The sequence below is a fragment of the Candidatus Flexifilum breve genome, from assembly GCF_016713355.1.
The window spans coordinates 360,231-376,281 of sequence record NZ_JADJPI010000010.1; the positions used below are offsets into that span (position 1 = coordinate 360,231).

Here is a 16,051-nt window from a genome sequence, read left to right on the forward strand (position 1 = left end):
GACTAGCTACATCGCTTAAGCACAACCGTTCAATAAGTCCTCCTGAGCGCTTGTGTCTTCATTCATCTTGTTTCGTGAACAGCAGTGACATCGTATCGCCGCAGCATGTCACGGATGGTAGCGGGATGCACAGCGTACACCAGCCCATCGATCCCGCGCCGCCGCCCATCATCGGCGATCAGGTGCAGGCGCTTGAGGATGTATCCGATCCAAGGCGCATCTCCGATCTGCTCGACCGTCGTGCCGAGCAGATCAGAGACCTGCCGCCGCAGTCCCACCGCCTTGATCCACGTCAACCGCTCTTCGCCCCGCGTCAGCAGTTCCAGCGCCTGCAAGACCGCTTCTTCGCGGTCGCTCAAGGCTTTGCCGTCGCTCCACAGGGCATCGCGTTCGGCGGCAACGCTGATCGCGTCTTTCAACCCGGCGATCCCGCCCTCCTCTTCGAAGAACACTGCCAGCGCGATCAGCGGCGACCACAGCTCACCCGACCGGTTGTTGAGTGTGTGCAGCTCCGGTCGCTCGGAGTAGTTACGCTCGATGGCGGCGAAGTGCGTCAGTGCCAGGGTGTAGAGCCGATGGCGGATCGGCGCACCATCAAAGTCAGGCGGAAAGGGCGGCATGCGGCGATCGGCGCGGCGCATGGGCAAAGCTATGCAGCGCGAGGCAAGGATGTCCTCCAACCCGGCAATCGCCGCCAGAATCTTGGGCGAGTAGACGTTGAACGCCTGCGGCTTGAAGTCGTCGCCAATCAAGCGCAGCGCGGGCATCCCCGCCTTGTAGCCGCTATTAAGTAGTTGGCGGATCTGTCCCAGCGCCGGGTCTTTCGGATTGTGATAGCGCTCGGCTTCGTCAATACCAACGGTGCAACTCGTTGTATGGATGAGCCGGAACATTGACGGTCCGGTCGGATCGGAGGTCGTCACCATGTTGAAGGCGACGGGCTGGAGCACGCGCAGCACGGTGGATTTGCCGCTGTTCTTGGGACCGTTGAGCGCGAGATAGGGATAGGCGGGAAAGAGTGAATAGAAGTACGTGCCGATTGTCCACAGCGCGAGGATCAGGCTGTCAATCGCTGCACCGAAGTCGATGTAGGTGGTGAGCAGTTGGTGGATCAGATGAAACACATCCCCCGGCGCGACGGTCTCGCCGCCGAGAAAGCGTCGGATGTCGTCGTAGCGCCAGCGCATCAGAAACTCGGTCCCATCGGGGATAACCCTAAGCGCCAGCTCGCGCCCGCCGACGGTGATGATCTGCTCGTCGGACAGGCGGTGCAGTTCGCGTGTGCTGGTCACGACATAAGGTTGGATGTTGAGCCGCGTCCCTTTGATGCGCTCGACCAGCGCGACCGAAACAAGTCCAAGATCATGTCCGAAGCCCAGCGCCGGAGACAGGATTGGCACATCGCCGCTGAGTAGTTCTGGCACAGAGTTTCCTTTTCCATTCTCTGTCTGTTTTCGTGCCGCGTTGAGCAGATCTGTAAACGCTCGTCCCTTCACGCCGAGAGCCGCCATCGTCGACTTGAAGCGTGCCAATGCCAATTCGTCAAGATTGTCGGCGTGTCGGAACAATGCACGGATCGCATCTTCCTGCGCCAGCCCATCAAGCTGTCCCACCCGTTCGACTTCGCTCATCAACCAGCCTTGTGCACGGTTAAGGAATGCGCGTGCGTCATCCGCCGTCGCGTGCTGGCGTACCAGCCACTCGTTCGTATCCTTCACTCCATCCGGGAATTGCGGCAGGTAGGCGCGATGTTCCAGCGAACGCGCAATCTGGCGGCTCTTCTCGCGCGCTTCATCGGTATTGTCCAACGCGACAAAGATGCGGTGGAATTGGCGTAGGTGGGCATGCAGCGCTTCACTGATATGTGTCCCGCACAAAGCAATTGCCGGGATGTCCCACTCGGCAAACGTGATTGCATCGGCTTGCCCTTCGACCAGCACTACCGAATCAATATCATCACGATAGACATGGTTGCAATAGGGCTGCCGATCGCCAATGAGATCGCGTGGCGGGTTGTAGTGGCGCTTGCCTTCAATCAAGCGCCCGCTGATATAGGTCAGACGCCCATTCTCTAGATGCGGATAGACGATCTGGTTGGGCGGAAACTTGCCAATGACGGCACGCCAAGTGTCAGAGAGATTCAAATCCGCCAACAGGGGGCGCTTGTCCTGCGGCATAAAACCGATCTGCGCCGCTTTCACCGTCGTCAGTTGCCAGCCACGCGTCTGCAAGACATAAGTCAGCGCAGCCGGTGAATTGATCAACGCCTCGTGCAATCGGCGTACGAGCTGCCGCTCCACCCATACAGGCGACTGCCGCAGATCGGCGCTCGTTTCAAGCGCAATGCCGGCTCGCTCCGCTAGGTAGTGCACCGCTTCCAAGAAGAGTGCTGCATCATGGCTGTTCCAGCGGTCACCGTAGCCGAGTAGGTGTCGCCCAACAAAGTCGAAGGCGTCGCCATGCTCGCCGCGCGAATTCCAAAAGTAGAAGCCCGTCGCAGGCGTGACGACGAGGCTGTCGTGTTCGATGCCGACGAAACGTGTGCCACTCTTGCGCAGCGCGAACTTCTCGCCGACCAATACTTCAATCGGATTACGGGAGCGAATCTGCTCCAAGTCAATCATTTGGTTGTCTCCAAGCAAAGGGAAAGCGAGGTCGAGTGAAAAACTTGACCGAAAATGGGCTATCCAGTTGCAGGAGAACTGAGGCTGTGATACAGTGTGAGTGTCCAGTTCACATTTGTATCACACGCCCCAGCCCACCTGCCGAGTTATACATGGTGGGTTTTTGTTTACTATGGCGGCGCGCGTGTATTGCACATCATTAAGCTCCGAAATGTCTCCATGTGGAGACATTTTCACTTCTTCGGCAGGTACTGTTCCGTTTCATCCAATAGTTTGCGTAGACTCTGCAAGCGAGCACGCGCAACGTCTACATCCTTATCCTGCTCGAACAGCGCTCGTGCCAATACTTCAGGTGATGTTGAACGAACGGATTTCATTAGCTTAGCCAGTTGTAGAGCATGTCTGGGCGGAGGGTCGTGCTCAGCCTCTGATGTTTCTCCTGAGGTGCACAACGCCTGCACCTGTTTTGCGGTCAAGCCAAAGTTGATAATGTGAAGCACTACCTCCGCCTGATCCTCTAGTGGTAAGTCAATCACGTGTCGCAATAGCCCCTCTTCGATGTTGTGGCGATCTGCGAGTTCAAGTGCGTCATCGGAAAGTCTCAGAAGTGCTTTGTAGCGGCTTAACTGACGACGGTGAATCCCCCAGCGCAGCAAGAATCGCGGCAGTGTATTCTCGTCTATCACGCAGATTGAGTTCGAGCGCCTGTCTGTAGAAATCGTTGATGACAGGCGCATCCGGAATTTCATAACAATGCACCGTCAACAGCAGCAACGCAATCTGGCGCGCCATCGCAATCGCCGATAATCCGGAACGAGCGGTATTTTCCTTCGCTTGGCGGAATGGTGACGATTTCTCTGCAGGAATGACAAGACATGGGATCATGCCGTCGCTCTCGTAGCCGGGGATAAAATCGCGCAGCAGCCACGTCGCCCAGTACCGGCGTTCTCCCGTTTCGATGCGATACTGTCGCACCACACCTTGAGTTACATCGACGACGGTCAGCGGGTTGACCTGCCCATCGTCGCGGATGGTGATCGCCAGATTGACCAAATCGCGTACAAGCTGTTCTTCTGGAGACAAGCGAGGTGCTTCGTCCTCGCTTTCATCTTCGGAATTGCCAAGCAAGTCGAGGACACTCGCAAAGGGTCGTCCATTCTGACGTGCTGCGTACTGTGCCGTGTGGATCAAATCGCGCAGTGCTTGGGAGGGTGTGAGCCGCTGGCTGTGAAATGCCTGATACACCCGTTCTGGCAGTACGCGCCGCGGCTGTACCGGGTCAGGACGCACTAATTCGAGCAGGATACGTTCCACGCGCATCCCCTGCTGCTCAAGCTGCCCCAACGCTTCGCTACCAAGCATCTCCGCTGTGACGGTGTCCAACAAACTGGTGTTGACCTTTCGCTTTCCCGTCACCATTACGCCCCCTGGTGGGTAAGAAGCTGGCGCAGCAATGTGGCAACGACCTTGGCATACGCTTTCGTCGCCGAGGCCTTCGGATCGTACTCGAAGAGGCTCAGGTGACTGTGATGCGAGTATGAGACGGCTTCGTTCGCGGGGATCACGCCACACAAAAGCTGATTGAGCAGGTTGTGTCCCTTCAAATCGTCGAGGAGCCGCTTATGTCCTTTGACGCGGGTGTCCATCTTCGTCACCAGAATGCCGCTCACATGCAGGGATGGATGACGCCATCCATCGCGAATTTCATTGATCTTCCCAATCACTGAAAGCAGCCCAACCGTTTCGAGATAACGCGGTTCCACCGGCACACCGCATCCGTCGCCGCCAGCAGCCCCATCTCCGTCATCAGGGAGAACGACGGTCGCGTATCAATGACGATGGCCGCATAGTTGTTGGCGATCTGATGGAGCGGTTCTGCTAATCGATACGGTGCGCCGGCCACCCCGGTCAGCCTCCCGCTCCGCCGCTTCAAGCATGGGTGATGGGCAGCACATGCAGATCATCGTCCCAATTGCTGCGAACTATGGTGTTCACCATCATATGCGCTGCGTCTTTACGCTCAGCCATCAAAACGTCCTACAGACTCTTGTCGGTCTCGAAGTCGTTGCGTCCGGTCGTCACCAGCGTTGCGTGTCCTTGTGAGTCTGTATCGATTAGAAGGACGCGTGTGTTTGCAGCATTGACGTTACGCAGCATGCGCACCATCCCCAGCGCGATATTGGTTGCTGACGTCGATTTGCCGACGCCACCCTTGTGATTGGTCAAAACGAAACTGCGAGTCATTATCATTTCCTCTCTACCGTTCAGGAAAACGTGCATTTTCGCTGCGCTGGCAATGACTTCTTCTAGGTGTGCTATAGTGTCAGGCAGAAGTCTTGTCGAGCGAGTCAGCGAGCCTTCTAGGGGATGGGGGAGGGTGTTTCTCTCCCATCTCCCGTAAAAGCCAATCAGAATTTGAATGCGGTTGAGAGGGCTTGTAGCCGTTTCCGCTGGGGAAACGCGATCAGCTGGAGAAATTGAACTGCGGGGCTTGCGGCAAAACCTTGTTCGATTGTCGTCTCATCACGTCCACAAAACAAACGCCAGTCACTGCGACTGGCGTTTTTGTTGGTATGAGTTCAGCGTCACCTCTAGCTCAGAGATGGGTTCTGGTCGTCGACGATCAGTAGACTGGTTTTGCGCTGCCACTCTCTACTCGGGATCGCTATCTTCGTCATCGTCTTCGTCAAATTCAAGGTCATCTAACATGAAGCTTTCCCACTCATCATCATCGCCATAGGGATACTGCACAGGTGCTTCTCCCTGTTCAGCACGAACTTTGGGCACTTGCAATTGAGTGTTTGGCCAACGACCTCCAATACGACATCAAATTCCCAATTGTCTCCATAGTCAAACAGGAATGTCATGTGTTGACCAATCTCCAAGCCAAGATCGCCAACCCGGACTTCAGATGTTAAAGGCGGATCTTGATTATAGGGATGTGAAATTCGTTCGTTTTTGCCGATTCGATTTCGATATTGGAAATCATAGAGATGGTCATCGTCGAATTGTACCGAGGCCAAAATAGCGTGAGCCAATGTATCCAGCGGCTCCTGCGCACTAATGGCTATCCGCCGCCATGCATCCATTACAGTTACTTTAAAGACATGAGTTCCCTCTACGAACGCGGGAGCAGGCGGGACAAAGGTATTTTCCCATGTGGGGAAATAGGGTTGGATGATGCTCTTCAACTCCGCTCCTTCTTCCTCGAAGTCTTCGCCGGGTTCCGCGTACAACATCTGATGGAATTGAGCAGCTAACTCAGCAAACAGGAGAGAGAGCAGAGCTGTTCCAAAGGATGTTAAGGTAATCCGTTCGATATTCCATCCCTCGTTCGGGCGCAGGGATCCTACCTCAATGTCGATAATACCCAGAAGATACATAATGCCGAGATTGTGCAAGCCCGGCCTGTATTTCAATTCCTCATAGGCACCACGTTTTCCGGCAACCGGCAATCCTTTTTGCACATCTGAGTATTGAACAAAGCTCAGTACGCGCTCCAGATTATCTGGTATCTCCCACGACGCCCGCTGATCGTCGCCAATAATCTCAGCAAAGCCCCGCAGTAACCACGCTTCCAGTAGGCTAAAATACTGTTCCGTTGCCGACAAACTCAGCCATTGGCTGTAAGCCGCTTCATCAACACGGAGACTTGGTTGGTTGCCCGAGGAATCAACCGTGGTCAAACCCGAAGCCCGCAGCAGCAAGTACAACCCCAGTACCGGAGGATAGGATTTTGGCACCGGACGCTTTAATGAAAGCTCAACGGGATGCTGTAGGCGCTGATTGATCGCTTTCACTGTACCTAGAGTGAGTTGATGGGTCGGAGTGAGAATCTCCTTACTCGATCGAAGAAAGCTGAGCGCCGCAGCAAAATCATGCAGAATCGTACCGGGAGCGTCCTGACGAATAGCCGTATTCCGCAAGATTCGTTTGTGCTCATCCGTGAACTGAAGTTTGTTCCGTGGTTGCTTGTACATATGCCCCCCACTGCCCCGATCAGAGTGACAATATGGCGATAGCGTAACACCTTCGTGATTACTGACGCCAACTATGAATATGTAGGTGTTATGCACCATGCACTGTAAGGGTGCTGTAGACTGCCGCCCGGTGCTCAGCTTGCGTTTTGGCGGCGGGTTAGCGACACTAGCGCAAAACTTCAGGAACAGTGACCCCATGAACCACAGCACGATCATTGCTCAAGCGCTCAATGTCAGCCCCGCGCAGGTCAAAACCACGATTGAACTACTAGATGCGGGCAACACGCTCCCGTTCATTGCGCGCTATCGCAAAGAGATGACGGGCGGTCTCGACGAAGACCAGATTCGCCGCCTGCAAGAACTGCTCGCCCATCTGCGTGCGCTCGATGAACGGCGGCAAACGATTCACGTCGATTGAAGAACAAGGGAAACTCACGCCGGAACTCAGCGCCCAGTTGACCGCCGCGCAGTCTCTCAACGAACTGGAAGATTTGTATTTGCCCTACCGCCCCAAGCGGCGTACGCGCGCGGAGATCGCCCGCGAAAAAGGGCTGGCAGGCCTTGCCGATCTCATCCTCCAGCAGGCGCGCCTGCGCCAGACGGAAACGCAGATCGCCGCGCCGTACATCACCGCCGACGTAACCACCGTCGAAGCGGCCTTCGCCGGAGCGCGCGACATTGTCGCGGAAGCGATCAGCGACCATGCGCGCATTCGCGGCGGCGTGCGCGAGAAAGCGCTGAAGTGGGGATTGCTGCGCAGCGAGAAGATCGCCGATGCGGCAGACGAAAAAAATGTGTACGCCACCTACTATGCTTACGAAGCGCGGATTGACCGCGTGCAGCCCTATCAGGTGCTGGCGATCAATCGCGGCGAAAGCGAAAAAGTGCTGCGGGTGAAAGTCGAGGTCGCCGAGCGCGATTGGCTAATGCCGATTCACGCCGTCTACCGCCCAGATTCCCGCTCACCGCTGGCGGGACAGCTCGAACTGGCGATCAGCGATGCGGCGAAACGGCTGCTGCTGCCCGCCATCGAACGCGATGTGCGCGCCACGCTCACCGAACAGGCAGAAACACACGCGATTCAGGTGTTTGCGCTCAACCTGCGCGGCCTGCTCAACCAACCGCCGCTGACGGGGCACGTCGTCATGGGCCTCGACCCGGCGTACCGCACCGGCTGCAAAGTCGCCGTGATCGACGCCACGGGCAACGTCCTCGCCACGGACACGGTGTACCCGCACGAGCCGCAGCGCCGCTGGGGGGAAGCCAAGCAGACCTTACAGCGGCTGATCAGCACGCACCACGTCACGCTGATCGCGATTGGCAACGGCACCGCCTCGCGCGAAACCGAGCAGTTGGCCGCCGAACTCACCGACGCCGACCGCCACTATCTGATGGTCAATGAAGCGGGCGCGAGCGTTTACAGCGCCAGCCCGCTGGCGCGCGCCGAACTGCCCGATCTTGATGTCACACTGCGCGGCGCGGTCTCGATTGCGCGGCGCGCGCTCGATCCATTGGCGGAACTGGTCAAAATCGAGCCGAAAGCCATCGGCGTTGGACTGTATCAGCACGACGTGAACCAGAAACAGTTGGCCGATAAGCTCGATGCAGTCGTCGAAGCGACCGTCAACCGCGTCGGCGTCGATGTGAATACCGCCTCGGTCGCGCTGCTCACGCACGTCGCTGGCATCGGGCCGAAACTGGCCGAACGCATCATCGAGTACCGTGACCGAGAAGGCGTGTTCAACAGCCGCGTCGAGTTGAAGCAGATCGCCGGGTTGGGGGCCAAAAGCTTTTGAGCAGGCCGCTGGATTTTTGCGCGTGCGGGCGGGCAAAAAACCCGCTGGATGCCAGCGCCATTCACCCAGAAAGTTACGCCATTGCGACGGCGGTCCTCGAACGCGCGGGACTCGACCTCAAGACGCCGCCCGCCGAGCGCGCCGAACCGCTCAACGCCCTGCTTCAGCGCTATACTGTCGCGCAGTTAGCCGCCGAGTTGGGCACGGGTGTGCCGACGCTCACCGACATCCTCGAACAAGGTCGTCCGCCCCGGTCGCGATCCGCGTGAGGACGTGCCCGCGCCCATCTTGCGCAGCGACGTGCTCTCGGTGGAGGCGCTGCAAACTGGCATGCGGCTCAACGGCACGGTACGCAATGTGGTCGATTTTGGCGTGTTCATCGACATCGGCGTGAAGCAGGACGGACTGCTGCATCGCAGCCAAATTCCGCGCGGCCACTCCTTGAGCGTCGGCGACGTGCTCGAAGTGGAAATTCTCAACGTCGAGCGGGACCGCGGGCGCATCAGCTTGGGTTGGGTGAAGTAACTCAGTACAGAAACCTAACGCCCTTCACGATAACAGGCGTTTTGGTTTTCCAGTGTTGCAGGTATGATCGCCGCAGTTACACATTGCGCAGCGGACAAGCGTCCGCAGTCGGCGCGATTTTGGGAGAACCATCAAAATGAAGCGAGTCTTATTGATCGGGTTGGGTCTGCTGCTGCTGACAGCGGTCGTCGTGGCGCAGGATGAACCAGAAGCAACCGCTACCCCAACCACCGATATTATTATGCCCGTCGCCGTGAACGATGTTCCCGAAGGCTGGACGCTCGTGTGGAACGACGAGTTCACCGATCCGGCGATCAACCGCCGCCACTGGGGTTTCGCGACGGGGGGGAATGGCTTTGGCAATAACGAACGCCAGCATTACACCGACCGCCCGGAAAACGCCTATATCGAAGACGGCAGCCTCGTCATCGAAGCCCGGGCAGAACGCTATCGGGGCAACGATTACACCTCCGCCAAGCTGCAAACGCTCGTGCTGGCGGATTGGCTGTACGGGCGCATCGATATCCGCGCGCGCCTGCCGTATGGTCAGGGCATCTGGCCCGCCTTCTGGATGCTGCCCGCGCAAGGCACGTATGGCAGTTGGCCGAACAGCGGCGAAATCGACATCATGGAACTGCTTGGGCACGAACCGGAAACGGTCTACGGGACGATTCACTATGCCGGGGAGTCCGGTCATCAGCAGTCCGGCACGCACTTCACACTGACCGAGGGCACGTTTGCCGACGACTTCCACACCTTCACGCTGATCTGGGAAGCGGAGCGCCTGAGTTGGTATGTCGACGGTGTGCTGTATCAGGAACTCACCGAGTGGTCGACGCCCATCGGCGATTATCCGCGCCGTTCAACCATGCGTTCTATCTGATTCTGAACTTGGCGGTCGCGGGCAACTGGCCGGGCTATCCCGATGCAACCACCGAATTCCCGCAACGCGTGTGGATCGACTACGTGCGCGTGTATCAGGCCAATCAATAGTGCAACGTAGCTGGCGGTCCACATCCATGAGCGCTCGCTGAATCGCCTATCTGCAACCCTGGAATCCGCTCAATTTGTTAACAAATGTCTAGATCACTGGGACTGTGGTCTGGTTACCCAACGTAACCAACTACAGTCCCAGTCCTTACTTAATGCCGATTCCGAACCAATGCTATACTGAAGCGTGTGGTGATTACCCCTGTAAACCATACGTCGTTAGGGATCTTTAGGGAGTGCTGTGTGAGTTACAGGACCCGTTCTATTCTTTTCAATGCACCGCTCGACTTTATCGTTGCTCCAGTGCCTATCTCCTTGCCTTCTCCATCCGCCTCATCGGTGCCCAGCACCAACTTCCAAATCCAGTTTATCCTGCTCTCCGCGTTCATTCTCACGGTGAGTCTCTGGTTTTTTGGTGTGTATAAACAGTTGTGGGAGCATACGAGTGGCAACAGCAGCACCGTTATTATTCGGGCGGTTTTGGTCGCCACAGCGCTTATTGTCATCCTGGGTCTCGCGCCAGTTGCTCGCCCACTGCCCTTTAGTGTGATCGTAGTTGGAAATTTGCTGTCCTTGGGCGGGTTTATCGCCTTGCGCTATCGGGCGCGAATCGTCAACTTTACGAGTTTCGCCGCTCTCCTCCGCGGCAAACCGACGGCCGCGCCGACCAAAATACTAATCGTTGGCGCGGGAAAATGGGGTCAAAATACCGCCTACCAGTTATGCCAGAAGTCGGTGTTAAACACGTACACCATTGTCGGCTTTATTGACGATGATCGCGCCAAGCTCGGCATGTACGTTGAAGGCGCGCCTGTGCTGGGTAACCGCACCGAAATCACCACCATCGCCAAAACGCGGCAGATTGATCCGATCATCGTCGCTTTGGAAAATGTTCCGCAGAGTGAATCTGCGGTATCCTGCGCGATTGTGAAAGCACTTCCGCCCGGTTGAAAATCATGCCTGATGTTGAGTCGGTGATCGACTCGAATGTGACCAAACCGCTGCTGCGGGATGTAACGATTGAGGATCTCCTAGGACGGAGCCTTGCCACCCAGTCAGATGTCGTCGACCTCACCGCCATCCGTGAGAAAGTTGTACTGGTGACGGGCGCTGCCGGTTCCATTGGCTCGGAACTCTCACTGCAGATGGCCAGCTATCGGCCTACGCACCTGATTTTGCTGGATTCCAACGAGAGTGACCTCCACGATGTGCAGCTCGACCTGCGGTTACAGTATCGTGACTTGCAAATCACACCCATTCTCGGGGACATCACCCAACCTGCCGAACTCAAGGCAGTTTTTGAGCAGTATCACCCCGAGATCGTCTTCCACTGTGCCGCGTACAAGCATGTGCCAATGCTCGAACGGTATCCGCACAAGGCTATTCAAGCGAACGTGTTCGGCACGAAAAACCTCGCCGAACTGGCCCATCAATTTCAAGTTGAACGCTTTGTGCTGATCTCGACCGACAAAGCGATCGACCCCTCCAGTGTGATGGGGCAAGCAAGCGCGTGTGCGAACTCATCATTCACCATCTGCAAGTGCATCCGGCACGCGCTTTAGTGCCGTGCGCTTCGGAAATGTGTTGGGCAGCCGCGGCAGCGTCGTGCCGATCTTTGAGCGGCAGATCGAGGCTGGTGGCCCCGTCACTATCACCGACCCCGAAATGACGCGCTACTTTCTCACCATCCCGGAAGCGGTCAATCTGGTACTCCACGCTGCCTGTATGACGCAGGGCGGCGAACTGTTCGTCCTGGATATGGGAGAGGAAGCGCGGATTCTCAAGCTCGCCGAGCGGATGATCCGACTACGCGGACTGCGCCCCTATATTGATATTCCGATTTAATTCGTCGGCATACGACCGGGAGAAAAACTGCACGAGACCCTGTATATGGAGCACGAAGAAGCCACTCCAACGATCCACCCTCAGATTCTGCGTGTCGACTACTGGAAAGGTGAAGTCAAAAGCGATTTCTGGGAGCAGGTGCAGAACCTAATTGAAGCCCACGACCCGGAAGTGATTCGCAAACGGCTTCAGGATCTAGTTCAATTACAAACCCCGGTCGCCTAAATCTCGTTCTACCGCCAACGGCAAACTTGGATGAGCTGGGATGTCAACTCGTCCAAGTTTGCTCGGGTCTATCGTCGTCAGATCGTAATCACGCCGCGATCGATCAGGTCAAAGACCGATTCGTAGATGGCTTGCAGCGATGTATACCGCGGACGGTAGCCGATCAAACGCTGCGCTTTCGCGATGCTCGCATTCGGGCTGTGCGCGATATGATCCCAGGTAGCGAGGGCTTCCTCTTCGGGGACGGTCGTGCGCCACTGTTCCCACCCGAGATACGTCAGCCGCGCGGGCTGACCGAACCAGGACGCCACCGCTTCGGCATAACCACGCAGGCTGATCGCCGCCGGGGAGACGACGTGGAAATTCTCGCCGCACGCGGTACTCCAGTTCGCCATGGCCTGCATGAACGACTGCGCGACATCATCGGCGTGCACATGATGCACCGTCTCCAGACCGAGGTTGGGCAGGCATAACGCTTCGCCGCGCGCCAGCACCGCGAAGACTTCCGGGTTGAAGTGACCCGCCGGATTCAGCGGCGCCCACCCCGGCCCGACGATGTGCCCCGGCATGAGCACCGCCGCCGGAAACCCATTGCGCCGCGCTTCGTTGAGCAGATACGCTTCGATGGCCGCTTTCTGGATGCCATACTCGCCGAAGGGTTGGCGCGGCTGTTCCTCGACGGCGGGCACCACCGTGCTGTGACCATGTGCCCAAATCGTGCCGCAGTGCAGGAACTGCTGCACCTGCCCACGCAGCGCTTCGACCAGATGCTGCGCGCTCGCCAGTGTGAAGCAGATCATGTCGATCACCACATCCGCCTGCAAATCGCGGATGCGCGCCCCGAACGTGCCCGCCGCTTCTTCCGCCTCGCGATCAATGCTGATTTGCTGGACGCGCTGCCACGCGGCATGCGGTTGATACGGCCCGCGCTGCCCGCGGCTCAAGGCGATCACTTCATGGCCAGCCTCGACCAGCCGGGGAATCAAATAAGTGCCTACATGCCCGGTGGCTCCAATGACGACGACGCGCATGCTTTCCCTCCGTGATAAATGTCAGCTCTCATTACTACCCATGATACCTTAGCCGCGCGGAATACGGATAGCGGACATTTTGTCAGCGCACGGCGCCGACCTGCGAACGGCCAGCAGTCCGGTGACCGGCTCGGGCGATTTGGAGGAGGCTGGAGAGCAAGGGGTGGCGTGGAGGGCAAGTGCGAGAATCGTAATTTCGACCAAAGCGGCATACCATAGTAGGCCAAAGACGAGCTTTTTACCGACCTACCGACCTTCTTCGAACGTTCACACAGGGCAGAATTATGAGTGCTTCTTCGACTATTCGCAAAATCGTGGTGACGGGTGGCGGTAAAGCCGGGCGCGCCGTCGTCGCGGGATTTACTGGATCACGGCTACGACGTCGTGAACGTGGATATCAATCCGCCCGCAACGCGGATCGTGCCGTTCCTGCGCGTTGACCTGACCGATTATGGGCAGGCCGTCGAGGCGCTGCGCGGCGCGGATGCAGTTGTGCATCTGGCGGCGATCCCCGCGCCCGGCCTCATCAGCGACCAGCAGACCTTCTCCATCAACACCTTGAGCACCTACAACGTCTTTTCGGCGGCGGCGCTGCATCAGCATCAGCGCATTGTGTGGGCGTCCAGTGAGACCACGCTCGGCCTCCCCGTTTGATGATCCTGTGCCGCACTATGCGCCAATCGACGAAGAGCACCCGCTCTACCCGCAGTCGTCCTATTCGGTCTCCAAAGTTGTCGGAGAAGAGATGGCGCGGCACTTCAACCGCTGGAGCAGCATTCCGATCATTGGCCTGCGCTTCTCCAACATCGGTGGAACCGCACGACTACGACCGCTTCCAGTCGTGGCAGCATGACGCGCGTGTGCGCAAATGGAATCTGTGGAGCTATGTTGATGCCCGCGACGTGGCGCAGAGCAGCCGCCTCGGTCTCGAAAGCGATCTATCGGGGAGTCACGCGTTCATCATCGCCTCGGCAGATACGTGTATGCTGCGCACCAATGCCGATCTCCTGGCGGAAGTCTTCCCCGGCGTACCGCTCAAACCGGGCACGGGTGACCACGATACGCTGCTCGGTGTGGACAAAGCACGGCAGATGCTCGGCTATGCGCCGGGACGCTGGTGGCGCTAACGTCATGCCGCTGACCGCGCGCCGCGCCACCACAGGCGCTTGTGCTGGCGCCGTTTCTCGCCGATGCTGACTGGGCAGCGCCTGCAAGCCGCCGTTCAGTCGGGTGCGGAGCGGCTCACGCTGCCCTGCTGCGAGGGCGGCGCGTATCTCCCGCACGAGTCCGCGCGGGCTGCGTAATTTCGCGCACCCGCCCAACGCGACCGTGTGCGGAAACCCGGCCAAGCGCGAAACCATCGAACATTTACGGGCGAAAGCCGGATCGCGTGGGCGTGTCAGGCACAGCGGCTACGCGGTCACGCTGGAATATCCCTATGGCGATTGGCGCGCCGATGTTCTACGCGGGAGAAAGAGGGCGACCGCCGCGCCTTCGAGGTGCGGAGCGCGCAAACGCTCGCCGAGAACGGACCGCCGCCACGCCCGCTATCAGGCGACGGCGTGCGTGACCGCTGGGTTTTCCGCACACTGCCGCCCGACTACCAACCGAACGGGGCGCTCCCGGCCTTCGCGCTCAGCGTGGACGCCGACGAGAGCCGGAATACTGAATCCGCCGCCAGTTGGGCGGATCTGCGCGCGACTGAGATTTACGCGCTCGGCGCGTTCGTCGGCGACCTGCTCACTGGACAGGTGCGCTGGTGCGACCATGCGCACGCTCACACCGTGCCGGACTGCGAGATCGTCGTCTTCTACACCCACTGCTACCGCTGCAGGAAAGCGGTCTACGTCCACAGCGCGTCGGCAATCCGCTCTCCGCGTGTGGTCTGGAAATCCGCCTCTCCGCCGACCAGCGCTTCAAACTCGGCCTGACGCCGCGGTGCGCGCCGTCGTCCGCGACTTTCTCTGGCCACGCCTGCCGGGCAGCGCCTGTCGATCAGCGTGGATGGGCGGCACTTTCAGTGTGGGCACTGCGGCGCCGACCAAAAAGACGCGCGCATCATCGAACTGAGCGAGCGCGTACGGCAGGGGCTCGGCGACATCGTCGCCCGCACGCGCCAGCCCGTCACCTTCACCCGCCCGCTGACAGTCGCCTTGCCCCATTGGTGTTATCCCCGCGAAAACAACTTTTGCTGTAATCCATATAATTCGTGAAAATGCCAGCAGGCGAAGAATTTCCGTGATACTATTGCAGCGTTAGAATGTACTTGCTGATAGGCCAAACGCGGCACTATGACTCAGGCATCCGAGCCCCTGTCCCCTTCCAGTTCGTTGGCGGCCGAATACAAGCGGCTGGAACAACTCATCGACTATGCCGCCCAGGGACACGATATTTCCCGCTTCGGCGGACATGCCGTCCTGTATGTTAATCCTGACACCCACCGGATCATCGACAGCAACCTGTATGCGCTCAGCATGACCGGGTACACCCGCGATCAACTGGTAGGACTGCCTCTGGAAGATCTGGAAGTGCCAATCGGCATGGCCGATCCGCCGCGCACGTACGTCGAAAACTCCGTCGTCGAACACGTCTATATGTGCAGCTACCGGCAGCGCAGCGGTCACTTGATTCCGGTCGAAGTGCACCGCCGGCTGCTCTATAAGAATGAAGACCGCGTACTCTACTACCGCATCGAGGATCGCTCGACGGTCAGCCGCCTGTGGCGGGAACTCCAGCGGCGCGAAGACGCGGGTTTTCAGTTTGAGCAGCGGCTTAAGGCGCTCAACGAACTGACCATGGAACTCAGGGGCATCGACGCGGAGGACGCGCTGTGCTATCAAACCATGAAGGTGGGAGTCGAAAGGTGGGGGTTTGACTGTATGGGCATGTGGTTCTGTAATGTCGAAAACGGGGAGATGGTCGGCCCCTACGCGGGGTTGACGAAACTGGCACATCCGCCCGGAGCATAATCAGCGCTCGCCGTTTACGGACACGTTCGTCACCGACTTTCTGGCGGGTCGCACCGAAGTCGTCGC

Annotated in this window: 16 protein-coding genes and 3 pseudogenes; 10 read left to right on the plus strand and 9 right to left on the minus strand. The window is 58.2% G+C overall.

Annotation, left to right across the window (positions count from 1 at the left end):
- Positions 1–62 precede the first annotated feature (62 nt).
- The 7 genes from IPK17_RS11550 to IPK17_RS11580 form a co-directional block, all read right to left on the minus strand.
- A complete protein-coding gene (locus IPK17_RS11550; protein ID WP_343417839.1) occupies positions 63–2,624 on the minus strand; it encodes a toprim domain-containing protein in 2,562 nt (853 codons plus the stop codon).
- Between the two features lie 233 nt (positions 2,625–2,857).
- A complete protein-coding gene (locus tag IPK17_RS11555; RefSeq protein WP_343417840.1) occupies positions 2,858–3,160 on the minus strand; it encodes a hypothetical protein in 303 nt (100 codons plus the stop codon).
- A gap of 52 nt (positions 3,161–3,212) precedes the next feature.
- The gene (locus IPK17_RS11560; RefSeq protein ID WP_343417841.1) at positions 3,213–4,043 is read right to left on the minus strand and encodes a ParB/RepB/Spo0J family partition protein; all 831 of its coding nucleotides are present in this window, start codon (positions 4,041–4,043) and stop codon (positions 3,213–3,215) included.
- Entirely contained in the window at positions 4,043–4,387 is a 345-nt protein-coding gene (locus IPK17_RS11565; protein ID WP_343417842.1) for a ParA family protein, read from the minus strand. Before IPK17_RS11565 ends, IPK17_RS11560 begins: the two co-directional genes overlap by 1 nt.
- On the minus strand, positions 4,345–4,527 hold the full coding sequence (locus IPK17_RS11570) for a hypothetical protein (protein WP_343417843.1): 183 nt from the start codon (positions 4,525–4,527) through the stop codon (positions 4,345–4,347). The genes IPK17_RS11565 and IPK17_RS11570 overlap by 43 nt, the downstream gene beginning before the upstream one ends.
- Before the next feature lie 134 nt (positions 4,528–4,661).
- Complete coding sequence (locus tag IPK17_RS11575) at positions 4,662–4,868, minus strand: AAA family ATPase (protein ID WP_343417844.1); 207 nt, start codon at positions 4,866–4,868, stop codon at positions 4,662–4,664.
- Between the two features lie 458 nt (positions 4,869–5,326).
- The gene (locus IPK17_RS11580) at positions 5,327–6,604 is read right to left on the minus strand and encodes an IS1096 element passenger TnpR family protein (RefSeq protein WP_343417845.1); all 1,278 of its coding nucleotides are present in this window, start codon (positions 6,602–6,604) and stop codon (positions 5,327–5,329) included.
- Positions 6,605–6,800: 196 nt separating this feature from the next.
- On the opposite strand from IPK17_RS11580, the pseudogene IPK17_RS11590 reads away from it, so the two are divergent.
- The 7 genes and pseudogenes from IPK17_RS11590 to IPK17_RS11630 all read left to right on the plus strand — a co-directional run bounded on the left by IPK17_RS11590 (position 6,801) and on the right by IPK17_RS11630 (position 11,985).
- Positions 6,801–8,925, plus strand: a pseudogene (locus IPK17_RS11590) (Tex family protein).
- Between the two features lie 136 nt (positions 8,926–9,061).
- On the plus strand, positions 9,062–9,808 hold the full coding sequence (locus IPK17_RS11605) for a glycoside hydrolase family 16 protein (RefSeq protein WP_343417850.1): 747 nt from the start codon (positions 9,062–9,064) through the stop codon (positions 9,806–9,808).
- A complete protein-coding gene (locus IPK17_RS11610; RefSeq protein ID WP_343417851.1) occupies positions 9,754–9,918 on the plus strand; it encodes a hypothetical protein in 165 nt (54 codons plus the stop codon). Before IPK17_RS11605 ends, IPK17_RS11610 begins: the two co-directional genes overlap by 55 nt.
- Before the next feature lie 240 nt (positions 9,919–10,158).
- Positions 10,159–10,866: a nucleoside-diphosphate sugar epimerase/dehydratase gene (locus IPK17_RS11615; protein ID WP_343417852.1), complete on the plus strand. Its 708-nt coding sequence runs from the start codon at positions 10,159–10,161 to the stop codon at positions 10,864–10,866.
- A gap of 5 nt (positions 10,867–10,871) precedes the next feature.
- Positions 10,872–11,477, plus strand: a complete 606-nt coding sequence (locus tag IPK17_RS11620) for an SDR family NAD(P)-dependent oxidoreductase (RefSeq protein WP_343417853.1) — start codon at positions 10,872–10,874, stop codon at positions 11,475–11,477.
- 19 nt (positions 11,478–11,496) lie between these two features.
- A pseudogene (locus tag IPK17_RS11625) lies at positions 11,497–11,796 on the plus strand (polysaccharide biosynthesis protein); the annotation flags it as partial.
- A 9-nt stretch (positions 11,797–11,805) separates the two neighbouring features.
- Positions 11,806–11,985 (plus strand): hypothetical protein, encoded by a 180-nt coding sequence (locus IPK17_RS11630; RefSeq protein WP_343417886.1) that lies wholly within the window; start codon positions 11,806–11,808, stop codon positions 11,983–11,985.
- A 77-nt stretch (positions 11,986–12,062) separates the two neighbouring features.
- Here the strand turns inward: IPK17_RS11630 and IPK17_RS11635 are convergent, their stop codons facing one another.
- Complete coding sequence (locus IPK17_RS11635) at positions 12,063–13,016, minus strand: NAD-dependent epimerase/dehydratase family protein (RefSeq protein WP_343417854.1); 954 nt, start codon at positions 13,014–13,016, stop codon at positions 12,063–12,065.
- A gap of 302 nt (positions 13,017–13,318) precedes the next feature.
- Between IPK17_RS11635 and IPK17_RS11640 the strand changes: the two are divergent.
- Positions 13,319–14,143 (plus strand): annotated as a pseudogene (locus tag IPK17_RS11640) (NAD-dependent epimerase/dehydratase family protein).
- Positions 14,144–14,347: 204 nt separating this feature from the next.
- Positions 14,348–14,947, plus strand: a complete 600-nt coding sequence (locus IPK17_RS11645; RefSeq protein ID WP_343417855.1) for a hypothetical protein — start codon at positions 14,348–14,350, stop codon at positions 14,945–14,947.
- Here the strand turns inward: IPK17_RS11645 and IPK17_RS11650 are convergent.
- Positions 14,933–15,178, minus strand: coding sequence for a hypothetical protein (locus IPK17_RS11650; protein ID WP_343417856.1), 246 nt, complete (start codon positions 15,176–15,178; stop codon positions 14,933–14,935). The genes IPK17_RS11645 and IPK17_RS11650 overlap by 15 nt on opposite strands.
- 129 nt (positions 15,179–15,307) lie before the next feature.
- Between IPK17_RS11650 and IPK17_RS11655 the strand changes: the two genes are divergently transcribed.
- Positions 15,308–15,985, plus strand: coding sequence for a PAS domain-containing protein (locus IPK17_RS11655; protein ID WP_343417857.1), 678 nt, complete (start codon positions 15,308–15,310; stop codon positions 15,983–15,985).
- The last annotated feature ends 66 nt before the right edge of the window (positions 15,986–16,051 follow it).

Bases quoted from the DNA above. Each gene is read 5' to 3' on its own strand.
- IPK17_RS11550 (WP_343417839.1), bottom strand. From the start codon at position 2,624: ATGATTGACTTGGAGCAGATTCGCTCCCGTAATCCGATTGAAGTATTG.
- IPK17_RS11560 (WP_343417841.1), bottom strand. From the start codon at position 4,043: ATGGTGACGGGAAAGCGAAAGGTCAACACCAGTTTGTTGGACACCGTC.
- IPK17_RS11575 (WP_343417844.1), bottom strand. From the start codon at position 4,868: ATGACTCGCAGTTTCGTTTTGACCAATCACAAGGGTGGCGTCGGCAAA.
- IPK17_RS11580 (WP_343417845.1), bottom strand. From the start codon at position 6,604: ATGTACAAGCAACCACGGAACAAACTTCAGTTCACGGATGAGCACAAA.
- IPK17_RS11605 (WP_343417850.1), top strand. From the start codon at position 9,062: ATGAAGCGAGTCTTATTGATCGGGTTGGGTCTGCTGCTGCTGACAGCG.
- IPK17_RS11620 (WP_343417853.1), top strand. From the start codon at position 10,872: ATGCCTGATGTTGAGTCGGTGATCGACTCGAATGTGACCAAACCGCTG.
- IPK17_RS11630 (WP_343417886.1), top strand. From the start codon at position 11,806: ATGGAGCACGAAGAAGCCACTCCAACGATCCACCCTCAGATTCTGCGT.
- IPK17_RS11635 (WP_343417854.1), bottom strand. From the start codon at position 13,016: ATGCGCGTCGTCGTCATTGGAGCCACCGGGCATGTAGGCACTTATTTG.
- IPK17_RS11650 (WP_343417856.1), bottom strand. From the start codon at position 15,178: ATGGGGCAAGGCGACTGTCAGCGGGCGGGTGAAGGTGACGGGCTGGCG.
- IPK17_RS11655 (WP_343417857.1), top strand. From the start codon at position 15,308: ATGACTCAGGCATCCGAGCCCCTGTCCCCTTCCAGTTCGTTGGCGGCC.